The following is a 13,601-nucleotide window of genomic DNA, read 5'->3' as shown; positions in this document are numbered from 1 at the left end:
TCCCCAATCAAATCTAGGCGTTGCTCGTCGAAGACCCCAAAAGGGATCACGGAGCAGATGTGAATAAATACATTCATCTTGACTGCTCCGGCTATTATTTTTCATCTTCTTTGAAAGGAACAACTTCTTGCTCTACTGGATTAACCTTGATGCCTGGACGAATTTTTTGCAGCCCTTCTACCACAATGCGTTCACCATCGACTAAACCACCCAATACACGCCATTCAACGCCGAAACGGTCACCCAGCTCAACAATACGTTTTTGAACTTCATCTTGCTCATTGAGCACCATAACAAAACGACCTTGTTGATCTTCCTGCACTGCAGCTTGAGGGATAAGTAGTGCACTTTCGGTGATGGGTGATTCAATCACTAAGGTGACAAACAAACCTGGAAGCATCAGCTTGTCATCATTTTTAAACGTGGCTCGAACAGGTAAAGTCCCGGTAGCCGCGTCAACGCGATTGCCAACAAAGTCGATATAGCCGACTTCATTGAACATGGTGCCGTTGGGTAATCTAAGGCGCATAACAATATCAGTAATTTTTACGTCTCTATCGACAGCCTTAGAGAAGTTTTGTTGAGCAGTGATCAGCTTCTTTTCTGCGACTTGAAAATTAACCCACATAGGTTGAAGCTGCACTAAACTCGCCATTTCAGATTGCGGGGTAATGATGTCGCCGGTACTGACTTTTGAGTGACTGATCCGCCCAGATATTGGTGCATATACCTTGGTATAGCTTAATTGTAGCTCTGCGGACTGCACGGCAGCCTCGGCTTGAACCACTCCAGCTGCGGTGGTCAATTTTCGACTGGTGAGTTCATCCATATCCTGCGCACTGATCATGCCATCAGGCAATAACCGACGGCCACGTTCCCAATTCATAACCGCCACATCCCTTGATGCAACCGCTTGCTTTAATACTGCTTTTTGCTGCGCTAATTCTGCTTCATAGGTCGATGGATCGATTTCAAATAATAGATCCCCCGCAGTAACATCATCACCCTCAATAAAGCTACGCTTGAGTAACTGACCTTGGATCTGTGACTTAATAATCACATCTTCTGATGCCCTAGTTCGGCCAACAATTTCTGATTTAGGTGTTATCAACTGTGTATGAGCGGTGTTGACAATAACACTAGGCAACATGGCTTGTTGCGGCGCGGGCGCGTCACCACAGGCTGTGAGTGCCGTGGCGCTAAAAATTAACATCCACAACTTAAGGTTTGAAACTGTTGAACCGGCCATTTAAGCCTCCAGGTAGATAGGGTCTGCGCTATATTTTTATCCTGAAATTATAGGCTTAACCCACCAACAAAAGATACCTTTTCGCAACAGAACATCAAACAAGGCAACATAACTAATACGTGAAGCCTGATTAAGGCCAATTCACTCCGCTGCTTAACAATCAACAATACAAACACTTCAACTGATGCTTTATTAGCCAAAGCGACTACTTAGTTTACCTGTATCGATAAAAGTGAGATCTGGAACAAGGTTATTAAGCCAAATGTCATGGTAAACAATAGGTACAGCAACTAGAGTGTTAACTAGGCGTTATATTAAAGCGCTATAGAATTAGTAGATATTGAGTTAACCCATCTTTGCTCTAACTACACAGAAAGTACGCTCAAGCCACCTAGGTGGTTGACCAAGATTAAAAACGATGCCTAAGATGGCATTAGTCACAGCGAACAGGTAGGTAATTTATGACAGCAATCTCTCATGTATACAACTACACAGTCCGATGTCCTCACGTTAAGGATCCCGCACACCCAACTAGCTGGCGAAACCATGTTGAGCTCAACCGCTCTTGCGAAATCGCACTAGATAGAATTACTAAATGGCACGGCCATTCTGGCAACCGACTATTTGAACATGAAGGGTTTGTCGTCAGAGAGTGTGAGCAAGAGCAAGCCTACTTCGCCATGCAAAATGACCGTCTCAACGATGACAAGCATGCATTAGTGACTTTCAAAGTGTTTATGGATAACAAGACTAAAGACACATCGGTACAAGAAATCATGGAGCATGTTATCGAAGATTATAAGTCTCGCTTAAGCAAGCTTTAATCATTGCCGGCATGCTTTAGTGATTAGACTCTAGAGCATGCCGCTTTATATTTTACTTCCATAAAAGAGCAAGTTCACACTTCTGACTTTCCTCCCCTTGTTCAGCTCACAAATCACGAGTTAGCTTTAGCCAAAGAAAGCCATAAAAACGCTCAAACAAAAAATTAAAAGTAATAAAATACAACAAGATAAAAAAGAACACCTTCTCTTTTCCTAGGTTTTAACTCTCTAGACCTCTAATTGCCGTTTTTTATATCTACTGCTACACTTTTCTGGTTTTCTCATCAAAACTATTCTGTATGTAAAACAATTAGCAATTAACCTTAAGCTACTAATATAAAACTGTTTATACCTTAAAACCAATGCCAATTGTATTACTCACTACACCCTAGATTTATTTTCAGTTTTATCTGATTAAGGATTATAAAAATCATGCATGAAATGCCAAATATTGTCATCGTAGGTGGCGGCGCTGGTGGTATGGAGATCGCCACCAAACTCGGTCATCAGCTGGGACGTAAAGGCAAAGCCAGAGTCACATTAGTTGATTGCGCTGAAAGCCATATTTGGAAACCCCTTCTGCATGAAGTTGCAACGGGTGCGCTCGACATTGGTATCGATGCCATCAGCTACCGAGGCCATGCAGCGAGCCATGGTTACCACTTCCAGCAAGGTGCGATGACAGAGCTAGATAGAGAAGCTAAACAGATCACGCTTGCGGCTATTAATGACGATAAAGGCTATGAATTACTTCCGGCTCGTCGTATTGACTACGATTACTTAGTTATTGCTATTGGCAGCATTGCTAACGACTTTAATATTACGGGTGTTCGTGATCATTGTGTATTTTTAGATAGCACTGAACAAGCAATGGAAATTCGTACCATGCTGTTAAATAAGTTCATGCGCTACGCAAGCCACCATCAATTAGATGACAAAATCAAGATTGCGGTCGTAGGTGCTGGAGCAACCGGTGTAGAAATGTCTGCAGAGATGCACCATGCGGTCGATCAGTTACGTGGTTTCGGCTATAAAATCGATAGTAGCCTGTTAGAAATTACCCTGATTGAAGCCGATGAGCGCATTTTACCTAAGGTTGAAAAGGAAGAGATCTCAGCTTCAGTCGCAAAAGAACTGACAGCTATTGGTGTCAAAGTGATGACCAATACTCGTATCAATCAAGTCACAGAAGATGGCCTGCACACATCTGAAGGCGAATTTATCCCTTCAGATATGGTGATCTGGTCTACAGGTGTTAAAGCGCCAGACTTCTTAAAAGATATCGGCGGCCTTGAAAGCAATCATATTAATCAAGTCATGGTTAAACAAAATATGCAGAGCACACGCGATCCCGCTATTTTCGCGATAGGCGACTGCGCAGCATGTCCTCAAGAAGATGGCAGCTGGGTACCACCACGTGGTCAATCTGCACGCCAAATGGCACTAATGACTGCAGACAATATTAAGTTATTATTAGCAGGTAAACCTGCCTCAAATAACTATGTCTATAAAGACTTAGGTGCTTTGGTTAACCTGTCTAAGTTCCACACGGTAGGTAACTTGATGTCATTTATCGGTGGCGGCGTAATGGTAGAAGGTAAGATTGCTCGCTTCGTTTATACCTCTCTTTATAGAAGACACCTTATTGAACTTCATGGACCAATAAAAGGCACGCTATTGATGTTAGCCAAAGGCATTAGCCGTATAGTGCACCCACATTTGAAGCTGCACTAATTAGCTTTGTGAATGTTGCTGGTATTTTGGTATAGCACCAGCAACATTTTTTGCCAATTTGAGTTGGCTTGTTCAGTTCTGCGACACTTCAAAATCAAACTTCGTTTGATAACAAAGTCCATCAAGCTCTATATCTTCAGGCTAAGAGTGGCCTCCAACTAAAGTGGTTCCCATGGCCTGCGGCCGGCGTATGTGCAGACACTTCTGAGACTCGCTGCAAGCACGTCCCTGTGAGCTCAACGAAAACATCCATGTTTTCGACTGTCTCAGCCGCATCTACACTAGATTAGAACAGCACTATTTTTGACATTTAAAGTTATGAATAAAGCTCTAGCAGCTTATTGGATATTAAAGCCTTATTGCAAAAGAGTCCGTGGGATTAGGGAATGTATGAGGTTCGCTTAAAGTTTTCTCTGACCCTGACGAATCCCCACAAAAAGATAAACAGAAATAATGAGATAGGCAAAAATATGAGGAACATTCATGGCATTTGGTGATCAAATTTATCGCCAAACAAAAATTACCACGAGTAAATGCCATGAATGCAAAACAAGTTTTATCAAAATGCCTTTCTCTTGTCACCCCATTAATGCACAAAACTCGACGGCAGAGTTTGTTTTCTGCAATCGAAAGCTCTATGAATGGCGGTTCCCTATCAATCACTGGACTTGGTCGCGGCATTGATAGTAATGCCTTGGAAAAACATAAGATTAAACGTGTAGACAGGCTTTGTAGTAACGCCAATTTACATCGTGATATCGAGTTCATTTATACCCGTATGGCTTACCTGTTAGTCGGGACAATGAAGCAGCCAATTATTCATATCGATTGGTCAGATCTTGATGACCGAAAGCAACACTTTCTTATCCGAGCATCCCTTGCAGCCCAGGGCGGTCTTTAACACTCTACGAAGAGATACATCCACTTAATAAGAAAGAGAAGCCAAAAACGCACCTATTATTTATGACAAAATTAAAGGCTATGCTGCCCAATGATTGCAAGCCTATCATCGTAACTGATGCTGGTTTTCGCATCCCTTGGTTTAAGCAAATCTTGTCACTTAATTGGGATTATGTGGGGCGTTTTAGAAATAGAACTCACTGCAGAAAAAGCGCGGTTCATCATTGGTATCCTGTCAAAAAACTTTACGCTCAAGCAAGCTCTATAGCCAAAAATATCGGCGTATACTTTTTAGGTGAACAGACTTCTTTCAGCTCTCGTTTAGTTATCTTCAAACACGAGCCTAAAGGACGAAAAGATAGAACTGCAACAGGTGATAAAGCCAGGCGAAGTAAGCGGTCTCGTGCAAATGCAGAGCGAGAAAAAGAGCCTTGGTTACTAGCTACATCACTTTGTAACTCAAGTGCTACGGCTAAAAGAGTCGTTAAGATTTATGCGACAAGGATGCAGATAGAAGAAAGCTTTAGAGATGTTAAAACAGGGCTAAAAATGAATGATAGTGGTACTCGGAACTCGAGCAGGTTAAGTGTATTGTTACTCATTGCCTGCCTATCTCAATTTGTGCTTTATCTGTTAGGTTTAGCCGTCAAAGCTGCTGGTAAACACAGGCAATATCAAGCGAACTCAATAAAGCACCGCAACGTGATCTCAAACCAGTTTATAGGCTTGAGAGCATACAAAGACAGGAAGTTGAGGCTGCTGAAGTCGCATTGGCGAACGGCCATTAAGACACTGCAAGGCTTAGTTCGGGATCCACAAACATGCTATTAAATTCGTGGGGATCCCTCAGTCTCTGACCCCACATATTCAATTAAGTGTTCAGCTACCAACAAACATTAACGGCAATGCAAATATCGTTAAATGAATGACTTTTGGATAATTGTAGCTAAATATGCCTACTAACGTTCCTATTACTACTCCAAACAGGTAGGGGAAAGCAAGTTTAAAAAACTCACTTTCAAAGTTAAAAGAATTTGCATAGTAAAAAGTAAACAAGGCAAATACTACAAAACAGATTACTGCTGTAACTCTCCTTTCACCTTTACTGTAATCAGAATTTTTTTTACTAAATTTATAAGGCATTGCTTAGTTAACTCCATTTAACGCCGCATTAAAGTGTGAACAACGCTACCACAAAACCCAACAATAAAATGAAAATGCCGCGCGTTGGGTATCACTCTTAAATCCTTGTATGGATTACAAGCCACCAGCCAAGTCTAAATAATTTCCCGTAGAGAATGAGGACTTTTCAGACGCAAGCCAGTAGATTGCTTCGGCTACTTCTTCAGGTCTGCCACCACGTTGTAGAGGAATGATGCTCTTAAGTCGCTCTACCCTTTCAGGCTCACCACCATCAGCATGCATACCTGTATGGATGAGCCCAGGGCGAACACAATTAACTCGAATTCCCTCAGCTGCCACTTCTAGTGATAATCCTTTGGTCAGCGTATCAATCGCTCCTTTAGATGCAGCATAATCAATATACTCGCTTGGCGAGCCCGAGCGAGAAGCGCCCGATGAAACATTCACAATCACACCTCCCTTTCCTCCATGACGAGTAGACATACGCTTAATAGCCTCACGGCAGCAAAGAAAATAGCTAGTCACATTATTGGTTAGGATGGTATTGATTCTATCGGCAGTCATATCTTCCAAGCGAGATTGTTTGCGAAGAATACCTGCATTATTAACAAGCACCGACAAACTACCAAGTTCATTGTCGATTCTGGCAAACAGCCTTGATAAATCAGCCTCACTAGAAACATCGGCTTGAACCGTAATACACTGACCACCAGTTAACCTAATTTCATCAGCGAGTGCTTCGGCCGTCACCGAATTGGACTTGTAATTGATGCAAACTGCGTAGCCATTAGAAGCAAATAATTTTGAAGTAGCAGCACCGATACCTCGACCACCACCAGTAATTAACACCACTTTTGAATTACTCATAAATCATCCTTGAACCGTAAAATTGGAAAATGTATAAAAAAATTATATGAGCCCGCCAAATTAAATCAACAAGATAGGCCTTCATACAGGCCTTCAGGCTCCAAGCCACATCAAACTATCAAGTGTGATAATTTCAGATTGACGATTAAAGATAAGAAAACTTGCAAGAGCGATGCTTTAAGCTGGAAAGTGGTGCAGTTCTACTTTCAACAAGGGAATCCTCAAAACATGCCATTGATGATGGGTGTCAAGCTAGCCATTGAGTGAAGCAAAACAGTCATACGGTACGGAATCTGTTATATGCATGCCTCTATTACTCTTCTAAAAGGCCTTGCTTCTTGAGCTCAGAAGTAATTGCACCATTTGTACGACCGTGAATCTCTGCTAACACCTTTATTTCTTTTTCAGATGAGAACATCTGTGCTAACTCTGCACGTTGCTCGTCTGTCCAGGGTAACCCTGCGTTTTTAGGCAACCCACTCTCAACGTTCTCAGCCTGTTTCTGTTCAGGCGTTTTTTTTACTTTCGGTCTCTTCTTCAGTGGATTTTTTACCAAGTCTAAAGTGGTAAATAGTGCTCTGATTACATCTGGATTATTATATGGTGATTTATTCGGAAGAAGCTCTCCTGTAATAGGATCAATTCCATTTGCCAAAGCTTCTACTATTTTTAAGTTTGATTCCATTGTTGATATTTGTCCTTGTCGATATAAGCACATAACATTCGTATCTTGTGCATGCTCGTATATTTGGCAAAACGGAGATGCGCATTTAACAAACCTATTACTAAGCTTTGTTTAATAAAAGATATTGATTTATAAAAACTCTATCAGAGTAACGTTGAATAAACGAGTACAAAAAATTGCAAAGTGAGCATTAATATTAATGTCTTATTTAAGGTCATCAGTTACTGTCACTTATTAATGAGAAAAAGTAACTTTGCAGGCTTGTTACTGTTCTATACTGCATATCCGCAGCAACCCACAAAGAGGAATTATCGAGTTAAAATGCGGCAATATCTGCACATGCCCCGCTGGAGGCGATTGATAACTAAATAAGTCAAAATCCCTACCCCACTACCATGTAGCAACGACCCAAAAATAAATATAATCAGCCTTTATTAGAACGACGGCAATAAAGACATCCATTATTATTTTCAGCACTTCCCCCCCCCCCTCAATCACAACTCAAATGGCCAAAAATTTTGACTCATATCTTGCCTAAGCTCGGCAATTACAAGCTGAACATGACTTGCGAGTAAAGTATCAGCAATTAAAATGGAAATCACGCAGCAAAAACGCCGAAACATCAGTCTGGTAGCGTAAAAAGGGTTGAGTAGGTTTAACGTAAACTAACTACAATCTAGCCATCGGTGGCAATTGGCTGCACCTTGTCGTCGTTTACGCTCTAGATGTTCACAATACGTCGATAATTCTTGAGTATTGCCTACAGCGCCTTTGAAGATTTTCGTGAACTCGGCGGTCATTTTAAGCCAGTTCTCGGCAGGAATGTTTAAGCGGTACAACAACTGCTGCGAGGATTGGCTGATAGCACCTCGTTTATCATGACGTTGGATTCGACCTGTATCATCAATGAGTTGTAGATAATCTTTTGCATTAAACATCAGCCCTTTGGGCATATCTTGATGCTCATCGCCTACAAAAGGGAGTAGCGATTTAGGTTGTTCGCCGTTAACGGCTGCTTTGATGCGCAGCTGGATACTGGTGAAGTCTGAGGTGTCTGGAGATATCGCTATGTTGGCTCGGATAGGATTGAGGTCGACATAGGCCATACAAGCCAGCACCGCCGCGTCATCAAGTAACGCTTGGGACTTAAAACGCCCCTCCCAAAACCGCCCCTTACACTTATCTTCAGCATTGGCCTTTCTGGCAATGGGTTCATTAAGCGCCCGCAACTCTTTTGAATGCGTTAGCAGGAGATATCCATGAGTCGAAGTCGGTACTCTTTTACCCGCTTATTGATGATGGTTTGTTGATAGGATTCAAGCGGCTGGGCTTTTACAAAATCGTGATTCAGGCTATCGCCTTTGAACAGTTCTTGCCATTGGGAAACAACCTCGATATCTGACCAGCTCTTAGCCAGCTCAGCATCAACCCGCAATACAAGGTGCAGATGATTACTCATGACTGCAAAAGCACAAATATCAATTGCGAACACTTCAGCTAGCTGCAATAGCCGACTTTCGACCCAGTCACGCCTATGCTCATAAGATTGTCCCGTGTGAATATCAAACCCGCAAAGTAATGCCTTTCTAACACAGCGACTTATGCAGTGGTAATAAGGTGTATCCTCCAAGCTTACTAACGCTTTTCTTGGTGTTGGCATAACACACTCCTCTGTTCAACCTTAACTAAAGCCTAGTAGAGGAATCGCTATCCAACAATTTTGGGTGTCTCGGTTATTTGATTTAGAAACAGCTGCTTAGTAACACCAAACAAAAAATATAATCAGCCTTTATTAGAAGGCTACCCTGATAACGTGATGATCTGCCCTAGCGCAGCTTAGATAATACTGGCAATATGCCAGCAATATTATAAGAAAGAGACAACTCCCCTATGAAAAAGTTAACTTTAGTAGCAGCGCTATTTTGCACTCTCGTTTTCACCGGCTGCGCAGAATTGAAAGACGCTGGACGTCAAATTGGCACTACCACTAAAGAAGTGACAACTGATATTGGCCATGCCACTCGAGATACCACCCGCGCCATAGGCCACGCCTCAAGAGATGCGGTTAACTCGGTAAAAGAAGATCTTAGCGAAGACTGATATTGAGTATTAAGATGTTTCTATCGTGCTAAAGGCGCAATATTCAATATTGCGCCTTTTGTTTTTTCTCCAAATTATTCGCCTTTACGATTAAGCCTCGACGTTAAGCAGCATTGGCTCGCATACCGTGTGCTGTGGGTTGCCCTTTTTCATTCACATGCACAAATACAATTTTATCGACTCTCACGATTGGCAAATGAGTGAGCTTATTACGCACCTCACAAGAGATGGTGATTGAGGTAGCCCCTGCACTTATCAGCTCTAAACCAAATTCAATGACATCTCCCTGCCTCGCAGGTGATAAAAAATTGATTTCCGAGATAATTTTAGTCACGTGACGTTGGCTTTTCATCTGACAGCCAGCAAATATGGCAGCCTCTTCATCAATCCAACTTAATAGCTGCCCACCAAAAAGAAAGTTAGCTGGGTTTAAGTGCTCAGGTTTAATAAAACGACGACTGTAATATTTCATTTTGCTGCCCTATAAGTTAAATATCTATTTAGTAGTAGCAAAAATAACGCCGACAATGGTAAACAATGAAATTCAAGCACTTACCGTTCACAAAGGTTTATTCAATTAGTGTGATTGCACTAATGTGGCGCCGCTTGCCCCTAAAAAGTGCTCCGACAATTTAACTCGTTATGCCCCGCTTTACAGCTGAACACTTGCTTAAGCAACAAAACCGACATAAATCCGACTCAATACCGTCATGCTTTTGCATGACAATCACCTCGCACAAGGAAACCTTATATAAACCTTATTAACTGACGGTGATAATAGTGAATAATATTAACAAAATAGCTGTGATTATCTCTTGTAGTCTAGCAACTGCAGCGGCAACGGCCTCTGTATTGCCTAGCAATCAAACAGACAGCCAATGGTATAAAGATAGTGCCAAACTTGTCAGCGATAAAACCCAGCAAACAACGACACCGAAAGCCAAGAATGTCATTCTTTTTGTTGGTGATGGCATGGGGGTATCAACCTTAACAGCGGCTCGTATTTTTGAAGGCCAGCGACAAACGGGTAACCAAGGTGGAGAAGAAAACTTCTTAAGTTTCGAGAAGTTTCCAAAAACCGCACTGGTTAAAACCTACAATACTAACCAACAAACCCCCGACTCAGCAGGCACCATGACAGCTATTGCGACAGGCGTAAAATCCAAAGCCGGCGTGTTATCAGTTTCTGATACTAGCCTTCGGGCAAACTGCTTATCGTCTAGAGGGAATGAGTTAGTTACTTTGGTTGATTTAGCCAATGCCAAAGGCCTTTCTACTGGCGTTGTCACTACTGCACGAATTACTCACGCAACCCCCGCAGCAACCTATGCCACTTCTCCAGAGCGAAACTGGGAGGCTGATTCAAATCTACCCGATGAAGCGATAACCAACGAATGTAAAGATATCGCCTACCAGCTAGTCATGCGTGAGGAAGCGGATGCGTTAACCGTTGCACTAGGCGGTGGACGTAGAAACTTTATTCCCAGCGATATGATTGACGGTGAAGATAAATCTGGCCGCAGAAATGATGGCGTAAATTTAACCAAGGTCTGGACTGACAACCTAAGTAATGCCGCTTACGTTTGGGATAAAGCAGGTTTCGATGCTGTTGATGTCGCGTCAACAGAGCACCTACTTGGCTTATTCAACTCATCACATATGCAGTATGAAGCTGACCGCGCTAATGATACCGCTGGTGAGCCTTCACTAACTGAGATGACAACTAAGTCTATTGAATTGTTGAACAAGAATGAAGACGGTTATTTACTGATAGTTGAATCAGGCAGAATCGATCATGCTCACCATGCTGGTAACGCCTACCGAGCCATGATGGATACGGTTGAGTTATCTAATGCAGTGCAAGCTGCGGTTGAAAATACCAACCCAGAAGAGACCCTCATCATGGTCACAGCTGACCACAGCCACGTGTTTACCATTGCAGGCTACCCTAAGCGCGGTAACCCGATTTTAGGTCTGGTCCACAACATTGATGGCAGCGTTGCCGTTGCTCAAGATGGCAAGCCCTATACCACCGTGGGTTACACCAATGGCCCCGGCGCAGTTGTCGGTCAGCGTGATGACTTAAGCTCGGTTGATACTCAAGATAAAGAGTTTATGCAGCAGGCACTTGTGCCTATGAGTAGTGAAACCCATGCCGGCGAAGATATTACTCTGCACGCAACTGGGCCGGGTTCAGATCTTGTTCAAGGCGTTATTGAGCAAAACGTAATTTTTCACATCATCAATCAAGCCCAAGAGCTTGGCGGAACCAAATACTAAACGCTATGAGCTATGAGCACTAATGCTTTTAGTATGAAGACTAAAAGCTGCACGGTTTAGAGTACTCGGATCAATCCGATGACGACTAACCATAAGCGGTGTTCACACATGACTCTCACTGACTAAAACAGTCAGCACTAGTACCGATTTATGGAGTTTAAAATGAATAAGAAATTACTGGTAATATCAATAACTGCCATGCTGGGACTTGCCGCGTGTGGCGATGACGGTGATAAAGGCGAAGATGGCAATAATGGTCAAGATTGGACAAGCGTCAACCAATGGTATGTTGATGGCCAATCGCGCGTCACTAAAGCCCAAGGGCTGAGCATCAATAATCAATCAGGCGCAGCTAAGAACATCATCCTATTCGTAGGTGACGGCATGGGCGTTTCAACCGTCACTGCTGCACGCATTTTAGAAGGCCAACTAAAAGGCCAGACCGGTGAAGAGCACTCATTGTCTTTCGAAACCTTACCTTATCTAGGTCTTGCCAAAACCTATAACGTTGACGGTCAAACACCAGATTCGGCCGGCACTATGACGGCAATGGTCACTGGTGTTAAAACGGATGTAGGGGTGATTTCACAAGCCGAAGGTGTTACCCGCGCTAACTGTGCATCGACCGAAGGCCAAAACTTAGTCACCTCTTTAGAGCTTGCAGCAATGGCTGGCCTGTCAACAGGTGTTGTTTCTACAGCGCGTATTACTCACGCCACTCCAGCAGCCACTTACGCCCATGCCCCTGAACGTAATTGGGAAAGTGATGCCGACCTCCCTGCAGAAGCCATCGCCAATGGTTGCAGTGATATCGCATCTCAATTACTGGATTTTGATTATGGTACAGGGCTAAACGTGGTCATGGGTGGCGGGCGCCGCGCCTTTATTCCAACGACAGTGACCGATCCTGAAGGTAAGTCAGGTAAACGTACAGACAGCAGAGACTTAACCAGTGAATGGTTATCTAAGTACACTAATGCCGCTTATGTTGCCGACCGAGATGAATTTTTAAACCTCGACCCAACAACGACCGATCATGCACTTGGACTATTTAACTCATCGCATATGGAATACGAACTTGACCGTACCATTGACGGTGCTAGTGGCGAGCCATCTCTTGCTGAAATGACAGCCAAGTCAATTGATATTCTGCAAAAGAACGACAAAGGCTTTGTGCTGATTGTCGAAGCCGGGCGCATCGATCATGCTCACCACGCAGGTAATGCTGCCCGTGCGCTGCATGACACCATTGCACTGTCAGAAGCCGTACGTGTCGCCATGGAAAAAACATCGACTAAAGATACCCTTCTCATGGTAACGGCAGATCACAGCCATGTGTTTACCATTGCAGGCTACCCCACTCGCGGTAACCCAATTTTAGGCTTAGTTAAAAGTAATGGTTCTGACGGGTTACCCGTCGTGACCAATGCTACTGACTCAAATGGTTTACCTTATACCACTGTTGGTTATGCCAATGGACTAGGTTACGCCAACCTCGCAAGTGGTGGCGATGAGCGTTATGGCTACGCTGCAGCGCCAGGGCGCTTCGATCTAAACTATGTCGACACCCAAAGTGCAGGTTTCCATCAAGAAGCATTAGTACCACTAGGGAGTGAAACTCACGCAGGTGAAGATGTTGCCATTTTTGCCAGCGGCCCTGGAGCGCATTTAATCCAAGGTACTGTGGAGCAAAATCATCTATTTCACGTAATGAATCATGCTGGAAACTTAGTCGAAAAAGCTGAAGCGGCGCAATAAAACACCAAGGGTAAGGCATTAATCGCCACCGAGGTTTGTTCACTCGGTGGCATTGATTAAT

10 protein-coding genes and 2 pseudogenes are annotated in these 13,601 nt (G+C 43.3%); 6 read left to right on the top strand and 6 right to left on the bottom strand.

The genetic code is table 11. The features are described from left to right. Positions 1 to 94: 94 nt before the first annotated feature. Positions 95 to 1,249, bottom strand: a complete 1,155-nt coding sequence (locus ACVBIU_RS10160) for an efflux RND transporter periplasmic adaptor subunit (RefSeq protein ID WP_447163667.1) — start codon at positions 1,247 to 1,249, stop codon at positions 95 to 97. Positions 1,250 to 1,710: 461 nt separating this feature from the next. On the opposite strand from ACVBIU_RS10160, the gene ACVBIU_RS10155 reads away from it, so the two are divergent. The 3 genes and pseudogenes from ACVBIU_RS10155 (at position 1,711) to ACVBIU_RS10145 (ending at position 5,538) form a co-directional block, all read left to right on the top strand. Beyond that, the gene (locus ACVBIU_RS10155; RefSeq protein ID WP_447162679.1) at positions 1,711 to 2,073 is read left to right on the top strand and encodes a cytoplasmic protein; all 363 of its coding nucleotides are present in this window, start codon (positions 1,711 to 1,713) and stop codon (positions 2,071 to 2,073) included. 432 nt (positions 2,074 to 2,505) lie between these two features. Beyond that, positions 2,506 to 3,807 carry an NAD(P)/FAD-dependent oxidoreductase gene (locus tag ACVBIU_RS10150; RefSeq protein ID WP_447162680.1) on the top strand — a complete coding sequence of 434 codons (1,302 nt, stop codon included), beginning with the start codon at positions 2,506 to 2,508 and terminating at the stop codon, positions 3,805 to 3,807. Positions 3,808 to 4,345: 538 nt separating this feature from the next. Further along, a pseudogene (locus ACVBIU_RS10145) lies at positions 4,346 to 5,538 on the top strand (IS4 family transposase). A gap of 48 nt (positions 5,539 to 5,586) precedes the next feature. On the opposite strand, the gene ACVBIU_RS10140 reads toward ACVBIU_RS10145, so the two are convergent. The 4 genes and pseudogenes from ACVBIU_RS10140 to ACVBIU_RS10125 form a co-directional block, all read right to left on the bottom strand. Further along, the gene (locus ACVBIU_RS10140) at positions 5,587 to 5,850 is read right to left on the bottom strand and encodes a hypothetical protein (protein ID WP_447163668.1); all 264 of its coding nucleotides are present in this window, start codon (positions 5,848 to 5,850) and stop codon (positions 5,587 to 5,589) included. Positions 5,851 to 5,964: 114 nt separating this feature from the next. Next, positions 5,965 to 6,717, bottom strand: coding sequence for an SDR family oxidoreductase (locus ACVBIU_RS10135; RefSeq protein ID WP_447163669.1), 753 nt, complete (start codon positions 6,715 to 6,717; stop codon positions 5,965 to 5,967). Positions 6,718 to 7,030: 313 nt separating this feature from the next. After that, positions 7,031 to 7,402: a hypothetical protein gene (locus ACVBIU_RS10130; RefSeq protein WP_447163670.1), complete on the bottom strand. Its 372-nt coding sequence runs from the start codon at positions 7,400 to 7,402 to the stop codon at positions 7,031 to 7,033. A gap of 665 nt (positions 7,403 to 8,067) precedes the next feature. Beyond that, positions 8,068 to 9,062, bottom strand: a pseudogene (locus ACVBIU_RS10125) (transposase). Positions 9,063 to 9,292: 230 nt separating this feature from the next. Here ACVBIU_RS10125 and ACVBIU_RS10120 point away from each other — a divergent pair. Next, positions 9,293 to 9,502: a hypothetical protein gene (locus ACVBIU_RS10120; protein ID WP_442529678.1), complete on the top strand. Its 210-nt coding sequence runs from the start codon at positions 9,293 to 9,295 to the stop codon at positions 9,500 to 9,502. Positions 9,503 to 9,605: 103 nt separating this feature from the next. On the opposite strand, the gene ACVBIU_RS10115 is transcribed toward ACVBIU_RS10120, so the two are convergent. Next, a complete protein-coding gene (locus ACVBIU_RS10115; RefSeq protein ID WP_447162681.1) occupies positions 9,606 to 9,974 on the bottom strand; it encodes an acyl-CoA thioesterase in 369 nt (122 codons plus the stop codon). A gap of 302 nt (positions 9,975 to 10,276) precedes the next feature. Here ACVBIU_RS10115 and ACVBIU_RS10110 point away from each other — a divergent pair, with 302 nt between their 5' ends. Both ACVBIU_RS10110 and ACVBIU_RS10105 read left to right on the top strand, forming a co-directional pair. Next, entirely contained in the window at positions 10,277 to 11,782 is a 1,506-nt protein-coding gene (locus ACVBIU_RS10110) for an alkaline phosphatase (protein ID WP_447162686.1), read from the top strand. A gap of 162 nt (positions 11,783 to 11,944) precedes the next feature. Next, the gene (locus ACVBIU_RS10105; protein WP_447162682.1) at positions 11,945 to 13,540 is read left to right on the top strand and encodes an alkaline phosphatase; all 1,596 of its coding nucleotides are present in this window, start codon (positions 11,945 to 11,947) and stop codon (positions 13,538 to 13,540) included. Positions 13,541 to 13,601: the final 61 nt, after the last annotated feature.

The sequence above is a fragment of the Shewanella sp. 30m-14 genome (genome assembly GCF_052977125.1).
Note: the sequence above shows the minus strand (reverse complement) of the source record. Positions and strands in the feature narration are given on the sequence as shown.

What these genes read in the sequence shown, in the direction of transcription:
- ACVBIU_RS10120 (WP_442529678.1), top strand. Translation starts at nt 9,293, where the DNA reads ATGAAAAAGTTAACTTTAGTAGCAGCGCTATTTTGCACTCTCGTTTTC.
- ACVBIU_RS10130 (WP_447163670.1), bottom strand. Translation starts at nt 7,402, where the DNA reads ATGGAATCAAACTTAAAAATAGTAGAAGCTTTGGCAAATGGAATTGAT.
- ACVBIU_RS10150 (WP_447162680.1), top strand. Translation starts at nt 2,506, where the DNA reads ATGCATGAAATGCCAAATATTGTCATCGTAGGTGGCGGCGCTGGTGGT.
- ACVBIU_RS10115 (WP_447162681.1), bottom strand. Translation starts at nt 9,974, where the DNA reads ATGAAATATTACAGTCGTCGTTTTATTAAACCTGAGCACTTAAACCCA.
- ACVBIU_RS10105 (WP_447162682.1), top strand. Translation starts at nt 11,945, where the DNA reads ATGAATAAGAAATTACTGGTAATATCAATAACTGCCATGCTGGGACTT.
- ACVBIU_RS10135 (WP_447163669.1), bottom strand. Translation starts at nt 6,717, where the DNA reads ATGAGTAATTCAAAAGTGGTGTTAATTACTGGTGGTGGTCGAGGTATC.
- ACVBIU_RS10160 (WP_447163667.1), bottom strand. Translation starts at nt 1,249, where the DNA reads ATGGCCGGTTCAACAGTTTCAAACCTTAAGTTGTGGATGTTAATTTTT.
- ACVBIU_RS10155 (WP_447162679.1), top strand. Translation starts at nt 1,711, where the DNA reads ATGACAGCAATCTCTCATGTATACAACTACACAGTCCGATGTCCTCAC.
- ACVBIU_RS10140 (WP_447163668.1), bottom strand. Translation starts at nt 5,850, where the DNA reads ATGCCTTATAAATTTAGTAAAAAAAATTCTGATTACAGTAAAGGTGAA.